The sequence below is a fragment of the Leifsonia sp. 10L418 genome, from assembly GCF_056395445.1.
Map to the genome: position 1 here is coordinate 317,218 of NZ_JBFTJN010000003.1, position 22,292 is coordinate 339,509.

The following is a 22,292-nucleotide window of genomic DNA, read 5'->3' on the forward strand; positions in this document are numbered from 1 at the left end:
GGCGCGCCCGCGTGTCGCGAAGTGTGGTCGAAACTCAACGCAGCACTGCGCTATCGGGTGAGGTGACGTCGTATTCTCCGACCGATCCGGGCGGATACGACACCATCAACGACGCGAGCACTGCCGCTTTGTCTTCAGAACGCTCCGCGCTCCCCCAGACGACGCGAGCACCACCGGCCAGGGTGAGCGTCACATCGTCGGTCGTCGCAGCGGTGACGGAATCGAGTTGGGTGCGGATGCCCTCCGGCAGCACGCGAATGACCGCGGCCGCGGCGGTGAAACCGGGGTGGCCGACACCGTTTGTCGCGGTGATCACCGGGTAACCCGGAACCCGCTCGGCCCCGGACTGCAGCACGACGCCCGCCGCATCGACCAGGTCGAATCCGGTCGGTGTGGCCAGGAGGCCGACGGGCACGCGTTCGACGACACGAACCACCAGGGTGTTCGGCGGCCGGCTCTCGGTGGAATAGCTCTGGATCAGGGTGAACGTCGACAGCTCGCGCTTGATCTGATCACCATCGACGATGGGCAGCGGCACCCCCACTTGGGAGGAAAGCGCGGCCTGGATGTCTGCGGCCGGAATGCGGTTGGTTCCGACGACCTCGATGGTCTTCAGCGCCATCAACGGGGAGTACGTGCCGACGACGACGAACGCCGCGAGGGCCAGAACGACTCCCCCGACGACGAGCCAGGTTCGGCGGCGTCGCCGGGACCGCCAGGTGAACCGGCGAACCTCGCCACGCTCGTAATGCTTGCGTGCCTTCGTCGCCGCCCGGAGCTGCTTGCGAGCAGCCGACGGTGTGAGTGCAGCCGGATCGTCGGTCTGGAGCTCTGACCCGGTGTGCGTGACGTCGCCTGTCGTGCCCGCAGTGCCCGCTGTGCCCGCTGTGGCGCGCGAACGCTTGGTCTTCGGCCAGGACAGCGTCGGCTTCTGTTTCGGCTTCTCGTCGGGGCGCTGCACGGCAACGACCGGTGCCCCAACCGGTGCCACGGTGACGACGGCCGGGGTTGCCGCCGACGGAAGCACCGGCAACGTGATGGGTTCGGTTGTCGCGGTGCTGAGGTCGCTCGCCACCGGCGTCGGGGCCGCCGGGACTACAGACGCCGCGGCATCCGTCGTCTTCCGCGTTCGACGTGGCTTCGGCACCGACGTGGCGACGCGCGGGGCCTCCGGTTCCGGAGTTGCCGGCCGATCCAGGCTCGGTGGCCGCTTCATGCGGCCGGGCGCATCATCCGCGCGTCCTGGTCAGGGATTCGAGAAGCTGGGGAACGATGCGGTTGACGTCGCCGCAGCCGAGGGTCACGACGAAGTCGCCGTCCTGGGCGATGCTGGCGAGGTAGTCGGCGGCATCCTGCCAGTCAGAGACGAAGGCGACCTTGGAGGGGTCGGCGAACTTCTCCGAGACGAGGGCTCCGGTCACGCCGGGTTCCGGGTCCTCGCGGGCGCCGTAGACGTCAAGCACGATGGTGTGGTCGGCGTTCTGCTCGAGCACGTCGGCGAACTCTTTGGCAAACAGGCGAGTGCGGCTGTAGAGGTGCGGCTGGTGCACGGCGATGATGCGGCCGGTGCCGACGACGGTGCGGGCCGCGGACAGAGCGGCGGCCACCTCGGTCGGGTGGTGCGCGTAGTCGTCGTAGACGCTGACGCCGCCGACGGTTCCGTGCAGTTCAAACCGACGGCCGGTGCCTCCGAAGGCGGAGATCGCCGCCAATGAGGCGGCGGGCTCGAATCCGAGTCCGACGAGCACAGCGAAGGCTCCTGCCGCATTGATGGCGTTGTGGCGACCCGGAACTCGCAGGGTGGCCGAATAGTCGGCACCGTTCCAGGCGACGCTGAACTGCACCGGGCCCTCGGTCACGATGCTGTGCACGCGCACATCGGCTGCGGCGTCCTCGCCGAAGGTGATCACGCGCTTGTCGACGAGCTTCTGCGTGACGGCCACGGCGCCGGAGTCGTCAGACGACACGACGACGAACTCGGAGGCCGACTGAGCGAACGAGACGAAGGCGGCTTCGAACGCTTCCACCGAGCCGTAGTGATCGAGGTGGTCGGGGTCGACGTTGGTGATCAGTGCGACAGCCGTGTTGTAGAGCAAGAAGGAACCGTCTGATTCGTCGGCCTCGACGACGAAGAGGTTGTCGCTGCCGCTCGCCGAACTGACGCCGAGAGTCTCGATCACGCCACCGTTGACGAAGCTCGGGTCTTGGCCGAGGCCGAGCAGGCCCGTCACGATCATCCCCGTCGACGTCGTCTTGCCGTGCGCTCCGGCCACGGACACGAGGCGCTGCTGCTTGACCAACCAGGCCAGCGCCTGTGCGCGGTGCAGCACCGGGATGCCACGCTCCAGCGCGAGAACATACTCGGGGTTGTCCTGCCAGAGGGCACCGGTCACCACGAGGGTGTCGGCGTCACCGACGTTCTTCGCGTCATGTCCGATGGCGATCGAGGCACCGAGAGCGCGAAGCGCCTCCACGTTCTCTGAGTCCTTCTGGTCGGAGCCGGTGACGGTGTGACCGGCGGCGAGGAACAAGCGGGCGATGCCACTCATGCCGGCTCCGCCGATGCCGACGAAGTGCACAGCGCCCAGGTTCTCGGGAATCGTGAGGGTGAGGTCTGGCTTAATCACGGGTGCGGTGCTCTTCTCTGCTTTTCGAAAACTGGCAATTCACAGTCGGGTGGATCTGAAAACGTGCAGCTCAATCCTGCCGCAATCCACGTTACGCGCCGACGGCTGGGAAGTCGGGATTGGTTACAGCGCGCGGTGAATCAGGGCGAGCATACGTTCCGCCCCGTCACGCACTCCCACGGATGCCGCCGCAGCGGCCATCGCGCTGATCTTCTGACGATCGGCAAGCAGTGGCACGAGTTCTGCGCGAACCCAGTCCGGCACGAAGGCTGCGTCGTCGACCAGGATTCCACCGCCGGCTTCCACAACGTCTGCCGCGTTGAACCGCTGCTCGCCGTTGCCGACCGGGTACGGAATGTACACGGCGGGAATGCCGAGCGCGGCAAGCTCGCAGACCGTCCCGGCGCCGGCGCGCGACACGGCGGCATCCGCGGCCGAGAGCGCGAGGTCCATCCGATCGCAATACGCGATCATCCGGTAGTGCGCCAGCTCGGGGTCGGACACCTCTGACTTCTCACCGGTGATGTGCAGCACCTGCCAGCCGGCGGCGATGATCGCTTCGGCCGACGACACCAGTGTCTGATTCAGCCGACGGGCGCCGAGCGAACCGCCGGTCACCACGAGGGTCGGTCGATCGGCGGCAAGCCCGAAGAACGCGAGCGCCTCCGGGCGAGCTGCGGCCCGGTCGAGATTCTCGATCTCGGGACGCAACGGCATGCCGACGAACTCCGCGTGCCGCAGGGGTGTGCCATGAAATGCAACGCCCACGTGGGTGCTGTACCGCGCGCCCAACTTGTTGGCCATTCCTGGTTTGGCGTTCGCCTCGTGAATCACGATCGGCACACCGGCCCGGCGCGCCCCGAGATAGGCGGGCGTCGAAACGTACCCGCCGAAGCCGACGACGACATCCACCGATCTGGTGCGGATCACGTCGGCGACCTGCTTGATGGCACTGTTGAACCGTGCGGGAAACCGAAGCGCCGCGCGATTCGGCCGGCGCGGAAACGGCACTTTCGGGATGACGATCAGTTCATAGCCGCGAGCGGGCACCAGTCGGGCCTCGAGGCCTTCGGCTGTGCCCAGCACGAGCACCGTCGAGGTGGGTTCTGCGGCGACGATGGCGTCGGCCACGGCGAGCAAGGGATTCACGTGACCCGCAGTCCCCCCACCGGCGAGAAGATACGTGGTCATGGGTGGAGCTCCTTCAGCGAAGTGTCGGTGCGGGCGAACGACAGCGCGATGCCGATCGCGAGCAGAGTCGTGAGCAGGGCTGTGCCGCCCGAGGAGATCAGCGGCAACGGAACCCCGAGAACGGGGAGGAGGCCGAGCACCACCGCAATGTTCACCATCGCCTGGCCGATGATCCAGACCAGAACGGTGGCAACGGTGATCCGCCCCTGAGCCGAGGTGCTTGCACGCATGATCCGAATCAGCGAGATCGCCAGGAGCACGAACATGAGAAGTACGACGATCGCACCGATCAGCCCGAGCTCTTCGCCGATGATGGCGAAAATGTAGTCGTTGTCTGCGGCCGGAAGCCACGACCATTTCGCCTTTGAATTGCCGAGGCCGACACCGGTCACTCCCCCATTGGCCAACGCCCACGTGCCGTGGAGCGGCTGCCAGCAGGCATCGGAGATCGAGCCGTTCACTTCGTCGCAGCCCTTGCCGATGAAGCTCATAATGCGGGTGAACCGGTTGGAACTGGAGAACGCGACGATCAACGCGAGGATGATCCCGGCGACGAGCGGGATAGCCAGCAATTTCAGTCTGACGCCGGCAAAGAAGAGCGCGCCGAACAGCAGGCCGGCCATGATGATGACGGTTCCGAGGTCTCCACCGATCAGCACGAGACCGACGGCGGCGCCACCGACTCCGAAGACCGGGATGAAGACATGGCGCCAGTCGTCGAGTTTGTCCTGTTTCTGCGCGAGGATCATGCCCAGCCAGATGACCAGGGCCACCTTGATGCCTTCAGAGGGCTGGAACTGCACGCTGCCGATGGTCAGCCAGTTGGTGTTGCCGGCGACGGTGTGACCGAGCGGGGTGAACACCACCAGTGCTTGGAGGAAACAGGCGACCAGAAGGGTCGGCCAGGCGATGCGCGCCCAGAACTTCGCCGGCATCCGACTGGCAATGAGCATGATCGGAATGCCGAGAAGGGCGAAACCTCCCTGACGCAAGAGCCCGCCGAAGAACCCGGTGTCATCGAGGTAGGACAGCACCGAGGACGACGACCACACCATGATCAGCCCGAAGGCGACGAGAAACAGCGTGGTGCCGAGAAGCAGAAAATAGTTGGCCGACTCAGCCCGAAAAACGCGGCCGAGCGAGATCCGGGCCGACGAGGCGGATGCCCGCACGGCGGCCTCGGCGTTCTCCAGCCCGGCGTCCCCTGCGTCCCCCGGCCTAGTCGCGCGCGTCCGAGGCGGATTCTTCACCCGCCTCACCTCCGAGATACTCGTGAACGGCCTCGGCGAAACGGGTGCCACGTTCGCTGTAGGAGGCGAACTGGTCCATTGAGGCGGCGGCGGGTGCCAGCAGCACGACGTCGCCGGCGCGGGCGAGTGATCCGGCGGCGTCGACGGCGGCCGGCATGACCTCGTCGAACACCTCGGTGTCGATTTCGATGACGGGCAGCAACGGAGCATGCCGGGCGAATGCCTCACGCAGGGCAACCCGGTCAACGCCGATGATGATCGCTGCGCGCAACCGGGAGACATGGCTGGCGACGAGGTCGTCGATGTCAACACCCTTGAGCAGCCCGCCGACCAGCCAGACCACCGAGTCGAAGGCGCGAAGCGAGGCATCCGCCGCATGCGGGTTGGTCGCCTTCGAATCGTCGACCCAGCGGATGTCGCGAACGACGCTCACCACCTCGATGCGATGCGCATCGAGCCGGAAGGTTTCAAGAGCAAGGCGGATCTGTGCCGGAGTGACACCGAACGATCGCGCGAGCGCACTTGCGGCGAGGATGTTCGACACGATGTGGGCGGCCGACAGCCCGGCCGCAGCCAGGTCGTCGACCGTCGTCAACTCGAGTGCCTCGTTGAATCGTTCGGGGAGGAATGCACGGTCGCAGAGGATGCCGTCGACGATTCCGAAATCACTGGGGCCGGGAGCGCCGAGGCCGAACCCGATCGCCCGGGCGCCTTCTTGCACGTCAGCTTCTTCGACCATCTCGCGGGTCGCCTCATCGGCCTTGTTGTAGACGCAGGCGGTGATCGTGTTCGCGTAGACGGTCGCCTTCGCCGCCCGGTAGGCGGCGGCGGAGCCATGCCAGTCGATGTGGTCGTCGGCGATGTTGAGGCATACGCTCGCCCACGGCACGAGGGCACCGGGACCGCTCGTCGGCAGATAGTGAAGCTGGTAGCTCGAGAGCTCGACGACGAGCACGTCCCAGCCTTGGGGGTCGCGAATCGCGTCGAGCACGGGAATGCCGATGTTGCCGCAGGGTGCGACCCGGTGCCCGGCGGCGGCCAGCATGGTGGCCGCCATCTGCACGGTCGTCGTCTTGCCGTTGGTTCCAGTGACCAGAATCCATTCGGCGGGCGTCCCGACCTTGTCGCGCAGACGCCAGGCGAGTTCGATGTCGCCCCAGACCGGAACCTCGTTCGCCTGTGCCCATTCGAGCAGGGTGTGATCGGGATGGTAGCCGGGCGAGACGACGATGACCTCCGGACGGAGATCAACCAGCTCGGTCGGGATCTCATCGGAGTCGGCTTGCACCAGGCGCGCACCGATCACCGGGATCAACTGCGCGCGTTCGGTGCTGATGTCGGAGGCCACGACGAGAACATCGGCGCCGAGCTCGGCCAGGGTGTCGGCCGCGGCGAAGCCCGTCACGCCGAGCCCGAGCACTGCGACCTTCAGATCGGTCCAGTCTGAGTGCCAGCTGGTCAAAGTATCGAGACGGGTCATGGGGTGCGCGACAGCCATTCGAGATAGAAGGTTCCGACGCCGGCGGCCACGAGCAAGCCACCGATGATCCAGAATCTCACGACGACGGTGACTTCCGCCCAGCCCTTGAGCTCGAAGTGGTGGTGGATCGGGCTCATCAAGAAAATCCGCTTGCCATGGGTGACCTTGAAGTAGGCACGTTGCACGATGACCGAGCCGGTCTCGATGACGAAGAGACCACCGATCAGGATGAGCAACAGCTCGGTGCGGCTGAGAATCGCGAGAGCAGCCAAGGCGCCACCGATGGCGAGCGAACCGGTGTCACCGAGAAAGATCTTTGCGGGCGAGGTGTTCCACCAGAGAAACCCGATCAGACCGCCGACGATGGCCGCCGAGACAATGGCCAGGTCGAGCGGGTCGCGCACGTCGTAGGCACGGTAGAGGTCGCTGATGTCCGCTCCCCCGAACCGTGCCTGATTCGACTGCCAGAATCCGATGATGATGAACGAACCGATCGAGAGGATCGATGCGCCGGTTGCGAGACCGTCGAGACCGTCGGTCACATTAACGGCGTTCGAGGTGCCGGCGGCGATCAGGCAGACCCAGATGACGAACAGGATGGTGCCGGCGATCGCGCCGAGCGCCATGAAGTCGATCGGCAGGTCGCGCAGAAACGAGATATGTGTGGAGGCCGGGGTCACCCCGTACTTGTTCGGGAATTGCAACGACAACCAGGCGAAGGTGCCGGCCACAATGACCTGGCCGATGATCTTCTGCCAGCCGCCCAGCCCGAGGCTGCGCTGCTTTCTGGTCTTCAAGAAATCGTCGACGAACCCGACGAAGCCGAGGCCGACCATCATGAACAGCACGAGGAGTGGGGAGGCGGGGATATGCGATCCGGTCACCCACATCGCCGTGAAATAGCTGATGACGGCGCCCAGGATGATGATGATTCCACCCATGGTCGCGGTTCCCCGCTTGGCGTGATGGCTCTGCGGGCCGTCGTCGCGAATGAACTGTCCCCAGCCGATCTTGTGGAACAGCCGGATGAACAGCGGGGTCAGGAAGAGCGTGAAGGCGAGCGACAGGGCTCCGGCAATCAGTAGGGCTCTCACGAGAACAATTCTCCCAGTCGGTCGCCCAGGAAGCGTAAGCCTGCGGAGTTCGATGATTTAACCAACACCAGATCCCCCGGCTTTACTGTGTTGCGCAGCAATTCGAAGGCACTCTCCGGCGTGTCGGCGAAGAGTGATTCGCCATCCCAGGAGCCCTGGTTGATGGTGCTGATGTGCATGCGGCGGGCCGCGGAGCCCACGACGATGATCTGCGAAATGTTCAACCGCACGGCGAGCAGACCGATCAGGTCGTGCTCCTCCCCGGCCAATTCGCCCAGTTCACTCATCTCGCCGAGAACAGCGATCGTGCGCTGCCCGGGAGCTTTGATCTGCGCCAGGGTCTTCAGAGCTGCGGCCATCGAGTCGGGGCTGGCGTTGTAGGCGTCGTTGATGATCGTCACGCCGTCTTTACCGCCCATGACCTCCATGCGCCAGCGTTCTGCGGTCTGCACCGATTCGAGCGCCGACACGATGTCATCGATCGGCACACCGAGCAGCTCGGTCGTCGCGGCGGCGGCCAACGCGTTCATCACGTGGTGTTCACCGAGAACCTTGAAGGCGACCTGGCGCGATTCGCCGTTGGCCAGATGCAGCGTGAAGCGGGTGCCCTGCGCCGACGCGTGAACGTCGGTGGCGCGCACGGCCGGGGCCGCATTCTCGCCTGATGCGGTGAGCAGCGGGCTGTCGAGACCGAACCAGGTGATCCGGGCGGAGGTGTGCTCGGCCATCGGTGCCACGCGGGGGTCGTCGGCGTTCAGCACCGCGACATCCGTCGGAAGCAGGTCGGTGACCATCTCCGTCTTGGCGCGCACGGTCGCTTCGATGCCGCCGAATTCTCCGGCGTGCGCCAACCCCACCTTCAGCACGATGCCGATGTCAGGTCGCGCCATGCGCACCAGGCGTGCGATTTCGCCGACGCCGCTGGCGCCCATCTCGGCGACGAGAAACTGGGTCTCTTCGGTCAGCTCGAGCATGGTCAGCGGCGCGCCGACCTCGTTGTTGAAGGATGCCCGCGCCGCGATGGTCGGGCCGACACGTTCGAGCACGGCCCGAATCAAGTTCTTGGTGGTGGTTTTGCCGTTGGAACCGGTGACTCCCACGATCTTCAGGCGGCCGAGTGCGCGCACGCGGGTGACGACCTCGGTGGCCAGGTCGCCGAGAGCCGTGACGGCGTCGGGAACCACGAGTTGGGCCACGGGAAGGTCGAGCACGCGCTCGACGATGAGGAGCACGGCTCCCTTCCGGGCCGCGATCGGGGCGAAGAGGTGTCCGTCGGTGACTTCGCCGGGCTTGGCCACAAAGATGGCCCCTGCAACGATTTCACGGGAGTCGGTGTGCACAGAGCCGTCGACGACGGTCTCGGATGTGGCGTCGCATCCATCGAGGTGCAGTGCGCCGTTCGTGGCCGCAGCAATCTCGGCCAGGGTCAGGGCGATCATTTACAACCACCCGGCTTCACGGAGTGCGGTTCGAGCGTCTTCACGGGCAGAATAAGGGATTTTCACTCCGGCAACTTCGTGGTAGTCCTCATGGCCGGGGCCGGCGTAGAGGATGGAATCTCCGTCTTTGGCCAGCGATAGCGCGGTGCGGAATGCCGCACGCGGGTCGGGCACTTCGTAGAACTCTCCGTCAGGCACAGCGGACCGGGCGCCGTCGAGAAGCGCGGCCCTGATCGCCGCGGGGTCTTCGAACCGGGGATGAAAGTCGGTGATGACCACCGCGTCGGCGCCGCGAGCGGCGATCGCACCCATCTCGGCGCGCTTGGTGGTGTCGCGGTCGCCGTCGGCGCCGAAGACCATGATCACGCGGCCGGGCGTGAACTTGCGAATGGCGTCAAGCGTGTTGAGGAAGGCGTCGGGGCTGTGGCCGTAGTCGATGTAGACGAGGGGGCCCTGCTCCCCCGACACGCGCTCGGCGCGGCCCGGGATGTAGGCGTCGATGCCGCCGTCACGACCGAGCGTGTGCTCGATCGCCTCGAGGTCGAACCCTGATTCGACGAGCATGACGATGGCCAGGGCGGCATTGGCTGCCATGTACCAGCCGAGCAGCGGCACGCGGGTGGTGAGCGTGCGACCCTCCGGTCCTTCGAGCACGAACTCGGTGAACAGCGCGCTCTCGGCCGTGACCCGCATGCGCCAGTCGGCGTCGATGTCGGGGCGCGTGGTGAGAGTGGTCACGGGAATGCGGCATTCGTCGACCAGGCGACGGCCCCACTCGGAGTCGACGGTGACGACGCCGCGGCGTGAGCGGTCGGGCTGGAACAGCTCGAGCTTGGCCTGAAAATAGTCTTCCATCGCGTCGTAGTCGTCGAGGTGGTCGTGGCTGAGGTTGGTGAAGCCGGCGACGTCGAAGACGAGACCGTCGACGCGGTGGCGCGTGAGCGCCTGGGCGCTGACCTCGATGCCGACGGCGCGCACTTCGGCCTCGCGCATCCGGGCGAGCAGAGCGTGAAGCTCGCTCGCTTCCGGGGTGGTCAGTGAGCTGGTCACCGCGATGTCACCGATGCGGCGCTCGGCCGTCGAGGTGAGCCCCGAGACGATCCCGAGCTGGTTCAAGATGGCGGAGAGCAGGTAGACGACACTGGTCTTGCCATTCGTGCCGGTCACCGCGAAAAGCGTTGCCGGGTTCTCGTCGGTGCGGTAGATCCACGCGGCGACGGCGCCGAGTGCCGCACGGGCATCCGGGGTCACCAGAACCGGCAGGCCGCTGCCTGCAGCGAACCCGGCACCGACCTCGTCGGTCAGGATTGCGACAGCGCCGGCCTCGGCCGCTTGAGCGGCGTACTGGGCGCCGTGGCTGTTGCGGCCCGGAACACCGACGTAGAGGTCTCCGGGTTGGACGGTGTGTGAGCCGAGGCTCACACCGGTCACTTCGAGTCCATCGATGTCATCGCGGAGATCGAGGTTGAATTCTTCGACAAGTCCTGACAACGACCGGGGTACGGGATGCTGTGGACGAAGAGCCGAGGGCGCCGAGTTGGTCACAGGCTCGCTTTCTTACCAGGTGGCAGGGAGTGCAGGTGCAGGGGTACCTGAGGGAACTGCCCGATACTTCTTCAGCACCTGGCTCATGACCTCCTGAAAGATCGGAGCCGGTGCGGCAGACGTATTCATGTTAACAGGATCTGCCAGAGTCACCGAAACGACAAACTGCGGATCGTCGGCCGGCGCGAAGCCCTCGACCGACACGATGTACCCCTTGGAGTACCCGCCGTTGCCATCCGCAGCCTGGGCGGTTCCGGTCTTCGACGCGACTCGGTAGCCCGGAATGTTCCAGACATCTTTGAGCCACGCCTGCTGGTAAACCATCTCGAGCATCTCCGAGGTTTCTTTGGCCGCGGCTGCTGAAACGACCTGTCGCCCCTCGGCCGCCGGCACCTCGGTGACGGTTCCGTCGGCCTGACGGCATCCCGCAACCAGCTGCACGGGCATCCGCACCCCGCCGTTGGCGAGGGTCTGGTAGATGCTGGCGTTCTGCACGGCCGTGGTGGTGAGCCCCTGCCCGAACATGGTGGCGTAGTCGGTCTGGTTGTCCCAGTCTTCCCAGGGGTGCAAAATGCCCGAGTCCTCGGCGAGGAAGCCGGCCTCGGTCTCGGTGCCGACACCGAACTTGGTCATGTAGTCATAGCGCTGCTCTGAGCTCATGCGTTCGCCGAACTTCGACATTCCGGTGTTCGACGATTCGATCAGAACGCCGGTCAAGGTCAAGTTCAGGTCGCCGTGGATCGAGCTGTCGTTGATGTCAGCTCCGTTGGCCGGGATGTACCGGTAGGGGGCGACGACCTTGTCGCTGGGCGTGGCAACGCCCGCGTCGATCGCTGAGGCCGCGGTGAGGGCCTTGAAGGTCGAGCCGGGCTCGAACGAGGCAGTGAAGGCGCGGGAACCGCGGTCGTCGGGGTTGGGCGTGCCGTTGACGTTGTTCGGGTCGACGGACGGATAATCGGCGACGGCGAGCAACTTGCCGGTCTTCGCTTCCTGCACGACGACATTGCCCCAGGCCGCTCCGGTCTTCTGCGCTTGTGCGGCCAGCGCCTGGGCGACGAACCACTGCAGATCAGAGTCGATGGTCGTGACGACGCTTCCGCCGTTCTTCGCTTTGCTCACCTCAACGGTGCTGCCGGGCAGCGGAATGCCCTTGCCGCTTTTCTCGTAGGTCTCAACGCCGTCCTGGCTGGCCAGGCAGGAGTCCTGGGCGAGTTCGAGACCGGCCTGTGCCTCGCCCTCCGACGAGACGAACCCGACGAGGTTTCCGGCGACGGCACCGTTCGGGTAAACCCGTCCCGGGTGCTTCTTGAATGTCAACCACGGGATGTCCAGCTTGTCCAACGCCTGGAAGGCATCCACGTCGACCTGCTTCGCCACCAGTGCGTAGTCGGACTTCGGGTTGTCCGCCAGGGCCGCAGAGATCATGGTGAGGATGGCGTCACCGCTTTGCCCGGTGAGCGCTCCGATCTCGGCCGCCGTCTGCGCGAGCGGGATCGTCGTGTCCTTGCCGTCGACCTCCCGATCGACCGGACCGGCATTCTTCGGCGACAGGGCGACGTCGTAGCGCATGACGGTTCCGGCGAGCACGACCCCGTCGGCCGAGAGGATGTCTCCCCGCGAGCCGTAGACGACGTCTTCGACCGAGCGGTTGCCGAGCGAGTCGGAATTGAGCGTGTCGGCCCTCACAACTTGGATGTCGACGAGCTTGACGACGAAGACAGCAACGATCACGAACAGCAGGATGATCGTGCAGACGATGCGCCGTTTCGTCGATCGACTGGTGACGGTTCCGGTGTTCGTCGGTCCTGTACTGGTCGACACTGTTAATTCCTTACTGCCGTTGTGGTGCTACCGGTCTGCTGCGGTTAGTGCGTCATCGGGGTCGGAATCCCACCGTCGGCGGGAATGGTCACGGGTGCGCCGACCGGCGGGGCAATCTCTGCGCCGGCGACGGGGAGCTGAGTGACCAGGGGAATCCCGGTCAGCAGTGCGTTCGGCACCAGCGCCGCTGCATTGACCGTGGTTCCGGCCGCGGGGCTGGGCACACCGCTCACCGCGTTGTTGGAAAGTCGCAGGAAAACCGGGTTCGAATTGCTCACCATGCCCAGGGCCTCGGCGTTCGCGGCGAGAGCCTGCGGTGCCGACACCCGCACGAGGTTCTCGCGCACGCTGTCGGCGGTGCGGCCGAGCTCAACCTGGCTTTTCTGCAGCGTCGAGATCTCGAATGCGCCCTGGGAGATACCGACGCTCACCAAGAGCTGGGCGAAGATGATGACCACGATGCCGGTCACCGCGGTGAACGCATAGATGATGCGCGGGCGGGCCTTGCGCTGGGTGCGCGTGGTGACGATCTGGAGCGGCCGGCGCGCCGGAGTCTGCTCGCGTTCGGGTTCCGGAAGCTGGCTCGGGCGCAGAACCCGTGCGAGGTTGTCGCTCATTCGGCTCTCCTGATGCGTTCGGCTGCACGCAGACGAACCGGCGTTGCACGCGGGTTCTCTGCCTTTTCTTCATCGGTTGCGAGTTCTGCGCCCCGCACGAGCAGGGTGAACAGGGGCTTGTGCTCCGGCAGCTCCACCGGCAGGCCGGCGGGAGCGCTGGAACTTGTCGCCTTGGCCAGAGCCCGCTTCACGATGCGGTCTTCCAGCGATTGGTACGACATGACGACGATGCGACCGCCCACGGCGACAGCTTCGAGAGCGGCAGGTATCGTGCGTTCGAGAACGGCAAGTTCCTGGTTGACCTCGATGCGCAGGGCCTGGAAGACCCGCTTGGCCGGGTGCCCTTGACGCTGCACCACGACGGGGGTCACCGCGGTGATCACTGAAACAAGTTGCGCTGAACGCACGAACGGCGTGTGTTCTCTGGCTTCGACGATGGCCTTGGCATACCGTGCAGCAAGCTTCTCCTCGCCGTACTCCTGGAAGATACGGCGCAGGTCCTGTTCGCTGTAGTCGGCGAGGATGCGTTCGGCGGTCAGCTCCGAGGTGTTGTCCATGCGCATGTCGAGCGGCGCATCCTTGGAATAGGAGAAACCACGGTCGACCTGGTCGAGCTGCAACGACGACACACCGAGGTCGAAGAGGATGCCGTCGACCTCGGGAATGCCGAGTGAGTCGAGGGCATCGCCGATGCCGTCGTACACGGTGTGAACCAGGTGAATGCGGTCGTGAAACGGCTTCAATCGTTCTTCGGCGATCGCGAGTGCCTCGAGGTCACGATCGAGTCCGACCAATGTCAGCTCGGGAAACCGGGTGAGGAAGGCCTCGGCGTGGCCGGCCATTCCGAGAGTGCCGTCGACGAGAACGGCTCCTGGCTTCTGAAGCGCGGGGGCGAGAAGCTCAATGCAGCGTTCGAGCAGTACCGGGGTGTGGATGTCGTTGATGGCCATAGATAGTGCCGGGAACGACCCTGATTCCGGATCCCCATCCATTCGACCTGGCACCGGGGAAGTGTGTCAGGGGTGAACGGCTGGGAGTCAGGCACCAGGGGCTAGAAGAGTCCCGGAATCACCTCCTCCGTAGTGTTGGCGAACGCGGTTTCTTGTTCGGTGAGGTAGCTGTCCCAAGCCGCGCTGTCCCAGATCTCGACGCGGCTGCCCGCGCCGATCACCGTGAGTTCACGGTCAAGGCCGGCGTAGCTGCGCAGATTGGCCGGAATCATGACCCGGTTCTGCTTGTCCGGGGTGTCTGCTGCGGCTCCAGAAAGAAAAACCCGCAAGTAATCGCGGGCTTGTTTGCTGGTGACGGGGGCTTGTTTGATCTTCTCGTGCAGCTGCTCGAACTCGTCAGTGCTGAACACGTAGATGCAGTTTTCCTGGCCCCGCGTCATGACCACGCCGGTGGCCAGCTCATCGCGAAACTTGGCCGGGAGAATGATGCGCCCTTTCTCATCGAGCTTCGGGGCATAGGTCCCAAGGAACATTCATCACCTCTTCTCTTCCGGCCAGGGTCAGGAGTTGCTCCACTTTACTCCACAACCCACCACTTTCGAGGGAAATTGAGCGATATTCGACCAGAAGTCGCCCACGAATGCCCGAAATCTCAGGGGACACCGTGGTGGAGGGAAACGGAGAGGCCGATCAAGCACCGCGATTCCTGGCGCGTTCGGGCGCACAAAAAAGGGCCGATCAGAAGATCGGCCCGTGAATTGCGACTCTGCCTACTACTACTCAGCCTGGTGACGCGACCTCTCGGCGCGCGAGGGCGAACGTCGTCAGTGCGACTGCGTCAGAGCAACTGTCTCAGTGCGACTGCGTCAGTGATTGCCGTCTTGGCGGCGATCCCAACGGTCGTTCATCTTGTCCATGAAGCCCTGGTCGGACTTCCGTGAGGTGGCGTGGCTTCGACCGTGCCCGGTGGACCCGCCGGGCGAGAAGCCGCGACTGGCGCGCCCGGGCGTGATGGCCAGAAGCACCCCGCCGAACATGACAATGAACCCGATGATCCCGAGCCACAGCAGATGCAGGGCGACGCCCGCAATCAGCAGTGCGATTCCGGCAACGACGAGGAGCACCCCCAGAGCTATCGAACGATAGCTAGGTCGAAGTCGCGTTGCTCCAACCGTCGCCACAAAATCAGCGTCGTTGTGATAGAGGCTGCGCTCCATCTCTTCGAGGAGTCGCTGCTCCTGTTCTGATAGCGGCATCTCATTCCCTCCAATTACGGGATCGAGCGGGTTTAGCTCTTAATTCTAGCGCCGCAGGGTTGGCTAGGCTAGACACGTGGTTGAAAGCACTCGTCTAGTCGGTTTAGTTCACTCTCGCATCGAGAATTTCGTGGCGAGCCGTGAGTCCATTGTGACCTCGATCAGCCCTGACCTTATCGCGCTCGTTGATTTCTCACGGCAATTTCTCAGCGGTGGCAAGCGATTCAGGGCCCTTTTCTGTTACTGGGGGTGGAGGAGCGTCTCTGCGCCAGACTCTCCGCTCTCCCCCATCGTCGGGGCGGCATCCGCACTCGAGATCTTTCACGCCGCCGCGCTGGTGCACGATGACATCATCGACAACTCAGATACCCGCCGCGGCGCCGCGTCTGCGCACAAGTTGTTCGATGGTCTGCACCGTGCATCGGGCTGGGCCGGCGACGATGCCGAGTTCGGCCGGGCATCCGCGATTCTGCTCGGCGATCTCATACTCGGCTGGAGCGACGAACTTCTCGATGACGCCCTGCTTGAGGTGACCGACGCGGCCAGCGCCCGTCGGGCACGGATCGAGTTCAACCGGATGCGCACCGAGGTCACCGCCGGCCAGTACCTCGACATCCTCGAGGAGCGCGCCTGGGTCACCCAGCCCGATGCCGAGTTGCTTGACCGCGCTCACCGGGTGATCGTCTACAAGTCGGCCAAGTACAGCGTGCAGGCGCCGCTCGTGATCGGTGCGGCCCTCGCCGGCGCCAGCACGGAGCAACTGGGCGCACTGCGGGAATTCGGACTGCCGCTCGGAATCGCTTTTCAGCTGCGCGACGACCTGCTCGGCGTGTTCGGCGATTCCGCGGTCACCGGCAAGCCAAGCGGTGATGACCTCCGGGAGGGCAAGCGCACCGTGCTGATCGCCCTCGCCCGCGACCACGGCACCCGCGAAACGCGCAGCCTGATCGACGAATTGCTCGGCAATCCTGAGCTTGACGAGTCACAGATCGTGGCATTGCAGAACGCGATTCATGACAGCGGAGCCGTCGACCGCGTCGAAGCGCTCATCGCCGAGAACGTCGCCACGGCGCGCGAGGTGCTTGCCTCCGCTCCGTTGCGCGCCGACGCGATCCTCGAACTCGGCGCGCTCACCGACACGGTGACGCGCCGCACGTTCTAAGAGTTCAGCTCGAAACCACTTCCTAAGAGTTCAGCTCGAAACCACTTCGGTGGTTGGAGGTCGGCTCGCGCGGTTTCGAGACGCCCGCTGGCGCTCGCTTCTCACAGGCGGCGCGCGCGTTGAAAACCGCGGCGCTGGTTGAACTCAGCACGCGCAGCGGTTTTCAACCCGCGCAGCGACCTGTCGAGGGTCGCCGGGCGCGACCGAGCCACTCAGGCAGGGGCCTCAGCGAGAAGTGCGAGTTACGCGAGCGCCTGAGCGACGCGACGCACCTCGGCCTTGCGGCCGGCACGGAGCGCCTCGATCGGCGGAACGCCCAAGCTGTCGTCGACGTTGAGCAGCCAGTCCATGGCCTGCTCGTCGGTGAAGCCGTCGTCGCCGAGCACGTAGATGGTGCCGCGCAATTCGCCGAGCGGCGCTCCTTCTTTCAAGAAGGCGGCGGGAACCTGAAGTTTGCCGTCACGGCGCACAGCAAGAAGGTATTTGTCTTCGATGAGCTGCCGCACGCGGCTCTGGCTCAATCCAAGCATTTCAACGAGGTCAGGAATGGTCAGCCACTGCTGATCAGAGTACGTGTCTGTCACAGTCCAACCTTCCCACGATTCAGGGCAGTTGGGAAACATCTCGCACCCCAGCATCCGAAATTGCGCCGAAATCGTCGATTCGACGCTATTCCTTCAACGAACTCTCGTCACACCGGCACGGCTGATTGACTCGCCTATGCATCTATGTCAGCGTGGGGAACGCACCACGAACCAAGGGGACACCATGCCGGCGCAGGAAGCTCATCACAATCCGGCGGATTCTGCACCGCAGAATCACGGCACAGCGAAACCCCGCGGCGCTCGGCGTTCGCGCAGAATTCTCGCCAGCATCCCCGTTGTCATGGTCAGCGCCATCGCGATGACATTGCACATTGTCTCCCCCGCGGATGCCGCGACTCACGCGAAGAAGCCACTCAAGTTCAAGACGACGCCGCCTACTCTCACGGCCGCGACTGTCGCCGCTTCGTCGACTCCGGCGACGGTCACCGCCGCCCCGCAGGACTACGTGGTGCAGGCGGGCGATACCGTCAGTGGGATCGCCGGCAAGTTCGGTCTGTCCACGGCGTCAGTGCTCGCCCTGAACGGGCTGGGCTGGCAAGCCGTCATCTTCCCCGGTCAGAAACTGACCTTGAGCGTGCAGAACACCGGCACCCAGAGCATCCAGCAACCGGCGAGTCCGGCCAGTGAAATCTCCCGCTACACGATCAAGAGCGGCGACACCATCAGTGGCGTGGCTTCGGCTCACGGGCTGACCACGACCGCTGTGCTTCGCGCCAATGGGCTCTCGACCAGCAGCGTGATCTTTCCCGGCCAGGTCATCGTGCTCCCCGAGAGCGGTGCCGGAGCCAGCTCCACGGTCGAGGCCGTCAGCTCCGTGCAGCCGGCAGCGTCAGGATCGGGATCGACCTACACGATCGTCAGCGGCGACACCATCAGTGGCGTGGCGTCAACCCTGGGCGTCTCGGTGCAGGCGATCCTCGATGCCAACGGCCTGAGCTGGGAGAGCATGATCTACCCGGGCCAGAACCTGGCGGTCCCGAGCGGACACGCCGTGGAATCGGCAGTGTGGGTGACTCCTCAGGAAACTCCCGCTGCGCCGTCCGCCCACACCGACCCGAGCGTCGTCGCACTGACCGATGAGATGCGCCGCAACGCCGACACGATCATCTCGATCGGCCGTTCGATGGGCGTCAGCGACTTCGGAATCGTGGTCGCTCTCGCCGCCGCCGCCCAGGAATCGGGACTGCGCAACATTGAGTTCGGCGATCGCGATTCGCTGGGGCTGTTCCAGCAGCGTCCGAGCGCCGGTTGGGGCACTCCGGAGCAGGTAACGGATCCTGAACGCGCCACCCGCGCTTTCTTCGGCGGTCCGGGCAACCCGAACGACGAAGTCCGTGGCCTTCTCGACATTTCAGGCTGGGAATCGATGTCGGTCACCGACGCTGCACAGGCCGTTCAAATTTCGGGCCACCCCGACCTCTACGCCAAGTGGGAGAGTTCAGCCCGAGCGTGGCTGGCCGAACTCGGTTGATCTGACACCTATTCGGTAACGACTTCGCGACCAAACGGATCGTTCACGGTGTTTTATCGGGGCTAACCCCGCGCCGTTCTCTAGAATCGACGAGTGAGCGATACCCCGAGTGACCCGATGCTCGGCCGTCTGATTGACGGCCGCTATCAGGTGCGCTCCCGAATCGCCCGTGGCGGCATGGCCACCGTCTACCTCGCCACTGACCTGCGCCTCGAGCGCCGTGTGGCCATCAAGATCATGCACGGTCACCTGGCCGACGACAACACGTTCAAGAGCCGCTTCGTGCAGGAGGCTCGCTCTGCGGCCCGCCTGGCGCATCCGAATGTCGTGAACGTCTTCGACCAAGGTCAAGACGCCGACATGGCCTACCTGGTGATGGAGTATCTGCCGGGAATCACCCTGCGCGACCTGATCAAGGACTACGGTCGGCTCACCCCTGAGCAGACGATGGACATCCTGGTCGCCGTGCTCAGCGGCCTCGCTGCGGCGCACAAGGCCGGCATCGTTCACCGCGATGTCAAACCCGAAAACGTTCTGCTGGCAGACGACGGCCGCATCAAGCTCGGCGATTTCGGTCTTGCCCGGGCGGCAAGCAACAACACAGCGACCGGCCAGGCTCTGCTCGGCACGATTGCCTACCTCTCCCCCGAGCTCGTCACCCGTGGTGTGGCGGATGCCCGCAGCGACATTTACGCGCTCGGCATTCTGACTTACGAGATGCTCACCGGTGAGCAGCCGTACCAGGGCGAAGCGCCGATGCGGATCGCCTACCAGCACGCCAACGACACCGTGCCGGTGCCGAGCAGCAAGGTTCCCGGAATTCCGGCGACCTTCGACGAGGTCGTCGCGTGGACGACGGCCCGCGATCCGGAAGACCGCCCGCGTGACGCGCGCGTTCTGCTCGACTATCTGCAGGCCGGTGGCGCAGTCGTCGGCCCGCCGGAAGCCGGCGCTCCGCTCGCCGCCGACCCCTCGATGGCGGCCACCACGGTGTTGACCGGGACCGCGCTTGCCGCTGGAGGCGGCGCCGTGGCAGCCAATGCCGCCTCGACCATGGTGATGCCCGGCCGTTTCGATGAGATCGCCGACGCCGACACTCAGATCTTCGGCTCGACCCCGCTGGTCGCCGAGGATGACACACCGGATGAGCCCGGTGCCGAGCTAGCCGAGAAGGCACACAAGCGCAAACGCCGCGGCTACTGGCTGTTCGCTGCAATCATTCTGCTTGCTGCGATAGCCGGGGGCACCGGGTGGTACTTCGGTGCAGGCCCCGGTTCACAGGTCGCCGTTCCGAAACTCCTCTCGTTGTCGCCCGACGACGCGACTGCCCAGTTGAAAGAGCTCGGCCTGACCGTCAAGCTCGGCACTGAGTACAGCGGGACCGTCCCGGAAGGACTCGTCGCGAGCACCCTGCCGGGCACGGGCATCCGTGTGGACAAGGGCAGCGCTGTGACGCTCAACGTGTCGCAGGGCCCGCAGCCGATCACGATTCCCGTTCTTGCAGGGTTGAGCGAAGACGCGGCGAGGAAGGCCATCACGGATCTCAAGGCGAATGTCGGGTCGATCGACCCGCAGTTCAACAACTCCATTCCGGCCGGAATCGTGCTCGCCGCGGGCAGCGAGGGTGACGGCGCCGACCTCTCCCAGGGCGGGCCGTCGTTCGAAGGCAAGACCATCAACCTGGCCGTCTCACTCGGTGCTGTGCCGGATGTCTCCGGCCAGTCGGTTGAGGATGCGACGGCGACTCTCGGCGACAAGAATTTGAAGGCCGAGGCCGGCGAGGAGCAATACAGCGACTCGGTGCCGAAGGGCCTCGTGATTTCGGCTGCCCCGACCACCGATGGCCCCGTTCGCGAGGGAACCACGTTCTCACTGACCGTGTCGCGCGGCCCCGAGCCCGTCGAGGTGCCGGATGTCATCGGCAAGACCTGGGCCGACGCCAAATCGATTCTCGAGAACGCCGGCCTGAAACTTGATTACAACGCGTTTGCCGACACGTTCCCCGCCCTGGTCACCGTGACCACCGTCACGCCCGGTGTCGGCGAATCAGTTCCGCGCGGGTCAACCGTCAAGGTGACGTTCTCCCTCTAGCGCTGTCGGCCAGCGCATGCATCTGTCGCCTGCACGGGTCGCGTTGTCCTTTCGCCGAGCTTGACACCTTCGGTCGAGCTTGACCGGCGGAGCGGGGCAACTCGACCGGAACGGTCAAACTCGGCGCGGCACGGCGTCAGGCCCCGGCACCCCTAGACACATGCCCCACTCGGAATACAAACAGCCCTGGCCCGCCGACGTGAGTCAACGGGCCAGAGTATGCACGTGCTGTTAGCGCTGAGCGAGTTCCTCAGCGACAAGGAACGCCAGTTCCAGCGACTGCATGTGGTTCAGACGCGGGTCGCAGAGCGACTCGTAGCGAGTAGCCAGCGCAGCCTCGTCGAGGTGCTCCGAACCGCCGAGGCACTCGGTGACGTCGTCGCCGGTGAGTTCCACATGGATGCCACCCGGGTGGGTTCCGACGGCGCGGTGCGCCTCGAAGAAGCCCTTGACCTCGTCGACGACGTCGTCGAACCGACGGGTCTTGTAGCCGAGCGGGGTCGTCATGCCGTTGCCGTGCATCGGGTCGGTGACCCAGAGCGGCTGGGCGTCGCTTGCCTTGATCGCTTCGAGAAGCGGAGGCAGGGCATCCCGGATCTTGCCGGCACCCATGCGCGTGATGAACGTGAGGCGTCCGGGTTCGCGGTTCGGGTCGAGCAGGTCGACGAGGCGCATCATGTCATCGGCGGTCGTGGTCGGGCCGAGCTTCACACCGATCGGGTTGCGCACGCGCGACAGGAAGTCGACGTGTGCGCCGTCGAGTTCACGGGTGCGCTCTCCGATCCAGATGAAGTGCGCCGAGGTGTTGTACGGAGTGCCGGTGCGCGAATCGATCCGCGTCATCGGGCGCTCGTAGTCCATCAGCAGACCCTCGTGGCTGGTGTAGAACTCGGTGCGCTTGAGCGCCTCGAAGTCTGCACCGCACGCGATCATGAACTTGATGGCGCGGTCGATCTCCTTCGCCATCTTTTCGTAGCGCTGGTTGGCGGGGTTCTTGGCGAAGCCCTGGTTCCAGCTGTGCACCTGGCGCAGGTCGGCGAAGCCACCCTGTGTGAACGCACGGATCAGGTTCAAGGTTGAGGCGGCCGTGTGGTAGCCCTTGATCAGGCGGGCCGGGTCGGCTTCACGTGATTCGGGGGTGAAGTCGTAGCCATTCACGATGTCGCCACGGTAGGCCGGCAGGGTCACGTCGCCGCGAGTTTCGAAGTCACTCGAGCGCGGCTTGGCGAACTGCCCGGCCATGCGGCCCATTTTGACGACCGGCATCGACGCACCGTAGGTGAGCACGACGGCCATCTGAAGCACGGTCTTCACCCGGTTGCGGATCTGGTCGGCGTTCGCTCCGCTGAAGGTCTCGGCGCAGTCGCCGCCCTGCAAGAGGAAGGCTTCTCCGCGAGCAGCCTCGGCCAGGCGGTCGCGCAGAATGTCGACCTCACCGGCAAACACCAGCGGCGGCTGGGTGGCGAGTTCGGCGGATGCCGCAGCGACAGCGTCGGCGTTCGGCCACGACGGCTGCTGCTTGATCGGAAGGGTGCGCCAATAGTCGAGGCCCGCGATCACAGATTCGTCTGCCAATACGACCGGTTCGGTGGGGTCTACCACTGACTATCCCTATTTTCTCTTCGGTGGCACGCGTAAACACGCAGGCCGGGGTGATGGAAGGTACGCGTCGCCAGGCGAGCGCGCTGGTCGA

18 protein-coding genes are annotated in these 22,292 nt (G+C 65.0%); 3 read left to right on the forward strand and 15 right to left on the reverse strand.

The window, feature by feature from the left end; genetic code table 11:
• Nucleotides 1-34: 34 nt before the first annotated feature.
• The 13 genes from AC1DCF_RS09425 to AC1DCF_RS09485 all read right to left on the reverse strand — a co-directional run bounded on the left by AC1DCF_RS09425 (nt 35) and on the right by AC1DCF_RS09485 (nt 15,270).
• On the reverse strand, nt 35-1,216 hold the full coding sequence (locus AC1DCF_RS09425) for a cell division protein FtsQ/DivIB (RefSeq protein WP_477210778.1): 1,182 nt from the start codon (nt 1,214-1,216) through the stop codon (nt 35-37).
• Between the two features lie 13 nt (nt 1,217-1,229).
• The gene (gene murC / locus AC1DCF_RS09430) at nt 1,230-2,627 is read right to left on the reverse strand and encodes a UDP-N-acetylmuramate--L-alanine ligase (RefSeq protein WP_477210779.1); all 1,398 of its coding nucleotides are present in this window, start codon (nt 2,625-2,627) and stop codon (nt 1,230-1,232) included.
• A gap of 123 nt (nt 2,628-2,750) precedes the next feature.
• Nucleotides 2,751-3,818, reverse strand: a complete 1,068-nt coding sequence (locus AC1DCF_RS09435) for a UDP-N-acetylglucosamine--N-acetylmuramyl-(pentapeptide) pyrophosphoryl-undecaprenol N-acetylglucosamine transferase (RefSeq protein ID WP_477210780.1) — start codon at nt 3,816-3,818, stop codon at nt 2,751-2,753.
• Nucleotides 3,815-5,068, reverse strand: a complete 1,254-nt coding sequence (gene ftsW / locus AC1DCF_RS09440; protein ID WP_441788989.1) for a putative lipid II flippase FtsW — start codon at nt 5,066-5,068, stop codon at nt 3,815-3,817. Before ftsW ends, AC1DCF_RS09435 begins: the two co-directional genes overlap by 4 nt.
• Complete coding sequence (gene murD, locus AC1DCF_RS09445; protein WP_477210781.1) at nt 5,037-6,548, reverse strand: UDP-N-acetylmuramoyl-L-alanine--D-glutamate ligase; 1,512 nt, start codon at nt 6,546-6,548, stop codon at nt 5,037-5,039. The genes ftsW and murD overlap by 32 nt, the downstream gene beginning before the upstream one ends.
• Nucleotides 6,545-7,642: a phospho-N-acetylmuramoyl-pentapeptide-transferase gene (gene mraY, locus AC1DCF_RS09450; RefSeq protein WP_477210782.1), complete on the reverse strand. Its 1,098-nt coding sequence runs from the start codon at nt 7,640-7,642 to the stop codon at nt 6,545-6,547. The genes murD and mraY overlap by 4 nt, the downstream gene beginning before the upstream one ends.
• Entirely contained in the window at nt 7,639-9,081 is a 1,443-nt protein-coding gene (locus AC1DCF_RS09455; RefSeq protein ID WP_477210783.1) for a UDP-N-acetylmuramoyl-tripeptide--D-alanyl-D-alanine ligase, read from the reverse strand. The genes mraY and AC1DCF_RS09455 overlap by 4 nt, the downstream gene beginning before the upstream one ends.
• Complete coding sequence (locus tag AC1DCF_RS09460) at nt 9,082-10,626, reverse strand: Mur ligase family protein (RefSeq protein WP_477210784.1); 1,545 nt, start codon at nt 10,624-10,626, stop codon at nt 9,082-9,084.
• 12 nt (nt 10,627-10,638) lie between these two features.
• Nucleotides 10,639-12,447: a peptidoglycan D,D-transpeptidase FtsI family protein gene (locus AC1DCF_RS09465; protein WP_477210785.1), complete on the reverse strand. Its 1,809-nt coding sequence runs from the start codon at nt 12,445-12,447 to the stop codon at nt 10,639-10,641.
• A 44-nt stretch (nt 12,448-12,491) separates the two neighbouring features.
• Nucleotides 12,492-13,064, reverse strand: coding sequence for a cell division protein FtsL (gene ftsL / locus AC1DCF_RS09470; protein ID WP_441788995.1), 573 nt, complete (start codon nt 13,062-13,064; stop codon nt 12,492-12,494).
• Entirely contained in the window at nt 13,061-14,014 is a 954-nt protein-coding gene (gene rsmH / locus AC1DCF_RS09475; RefSeq protein ID WP_441789318.1) for a 16S rRNA (cytosine(1402)-N(4))-methyltransferase RsmH, read from the reverse strand. The genes ftsL and rsmH overlap by 4 nt, the downstream gene beginning before the upstream one ends.
• Nucleotides 14,015-14,115: 101 nt before the next feature.
• Nucleotides 14,116-14,547 carry a division/cell wall cluster transcriptional repressor MraZ gene (mraZ, locus tag AC1DCF_RS09480; protein ID WP_441788996.1) on the reverse strand — a complete coding sequence of 144 codons (432 nt, stop codon included), beginning with the start codon at nt 14,545-14,547 and terminating at the stop codon, nt 14,116-14,118.
• Between the two features lie 333 nt (nt 14,548-14,880).
• Nucleotides 14,881-15,270, reverse strand: a complete 390-nt coding sequence (locus AC1DCF_RS09485) for a DUF3040 domain-containing protein (RefSeq protein ID WP_477210786.1) — start codon at nt 15,268-15,270, stop codon at nt 14,881-14,883.
• 76 nt (nt 15,271-15,346) lie between these two features.
• Between AC1DCF_RS09485 and AC1DCF_RS09490 the strand changes: the two genes are divergently transcribed.
• Complete coding sequence (locus tag AC1DCF_RS09490) at nt 15,347-16,432, forward strand: polyprenyl synthetase family protein (protein ID WP_477210787.1); 1,086 nt, start codon at nt 15,347-15,349, stop codon at nt 16,430-16,432.
• Between the two features lie 242 nt (nt 16,433-16,674).
• Here the strand turns inward: AC1DCF_RS09490 and AC1DCF_RS09495 are convergent, their stop codons facing one another.
• Entirely contained in the window at nt 16,675-17,016 is a 342-nt protein-coding gene (locus tag AC1DCF_RS09495; RefSeq protein ID WP_441788999.1) for an Rv2175c family DNA-binding protein, read from the reverse strand.
• 301 nt (nt 17,017-17,317) lie between these two features.
• Between AC1DCF_RS09495 and AC1DCF_RS09500 the strand changes: the two genes are divergently transcribed.
• Both AC1DCF_RS09500 and pknB read left to right on the forward strand, forming a co-directional pair.
• Nucleotides 17,318-18,508, forward strand: a complete 1,191-nt coding sequence (locus AC1DCF_RS09500; protein WP_477210788.1) for a LysM peptidoglycan-binding domain-containing protein — start codon at nt 17,318-17,320, stop codon at nt 18,506-18,508.
• 117 nt (nt 18,509-18,625) lie between these two features.
• Entirely contained in the window at nt 18,626-20,599 is a 1,974-nt protein-coding gene (pknB, locus tag AC1DCF_RS09505; RefSeq protein ID WP_477210919.1) for a Stk1 family PASTA domain-containing Ser/Thr kinase, read from the forward strand.
• Nucleotides 20,600-20,830: 231 nt separating this feature from the next.
• Here pknB and AC1DCF_RS09510 read toward each other — a convergent pair whose 3' ends face one another.
• The gene (locus AC1DCF_RS09510) at nt 20,831-22,201 is read right to left on the reverse strand and encodes a class II 3-deoxy-7-phosphoheptulonate synthase (RefSeq protein ID WP_441789001.1); all 1,371 of its coding nucleotides are present in this window, start codon (nt 22,199-22,201) and stop codon (nt 20,831-20,833) included.
• Nucleotides 22,202-22,292 lie beyond the last annotated feature (91 nt).

Excerpts from the sequence above, each read along its gene's own strand:
- mraZ (WP_441788996.1), bottom strand. The coding sequence starts at position 14,547 with ATGTTCCTTGGGACCTATGCCCCGAAGCTCGATGAGAAAGGGCGCATC.
- AC1DCF_RS09435 (WP_477210780.1), bottom strand. The coding sequence starts at position 3,818 with ATGACCACGTATCTTCTCGCCGGTGGGGGGACTGCGGGTCACGTGAAT.
- AC1DCF_RS09455 (WP_477210783.1), bottom strand. The coding sequence starts at position 9,081 with ATGATCGCCCTGACCCTGGCCGAGATTGCTGCGGCCACGAACGGCGCA.
- AC1DCF_RS09485 (WP_477210786.1), bottom strand. The coding sequence starts at position 15,270 with ATGCCGCTATCAGAACAGGAGCAGCGACTCCTCGAAGAGATGGAGCGC.
- AC1DCF_RS09425 (WP_477210778.1), bottom strand. The coding sequence starts at position 1,216 with ATGAAGCGGCCACCGAGCCTGGATCGGCCGGCAACTCCGGAACCGGAG.
- murD (WP_477210781.1), bottom strand. The coding sequence starts at position 6,548 with ATGACCCGTCTCGATACTTTGACCAGCTGGCACTCAGACTGGACCGAT.
- AC1DCF_RS09500 (WP_477210788.1), top strand. The coding sequence starts at position 17,318 with ATGGTCAGCGCCATCGCGATGACATTGCACATTGTCTCCCCCGCGGAT.
- rsmH (WP_441789318.1), bottom strand. The coding sequence starts at position 14,014 with ATGGCCATCAACGACATCCACACCCCGGTACTGCTCGAACGCTGCATT.
- ftsL (WP_441788995.1), bottom strand. The coding sequence starts at position 13,064 with ATGAGCGACAACCTCGCACGGGTTCTGCGCCCGAGCCAGCTTCCGGAA.
- pknB (WP_477210919.1), top strand. The coding sequence starts at position 18,626 with ATGCTCGGCCGTCTGATTGACGGCCGCTATCAGGTGCGCTCCCGAATC.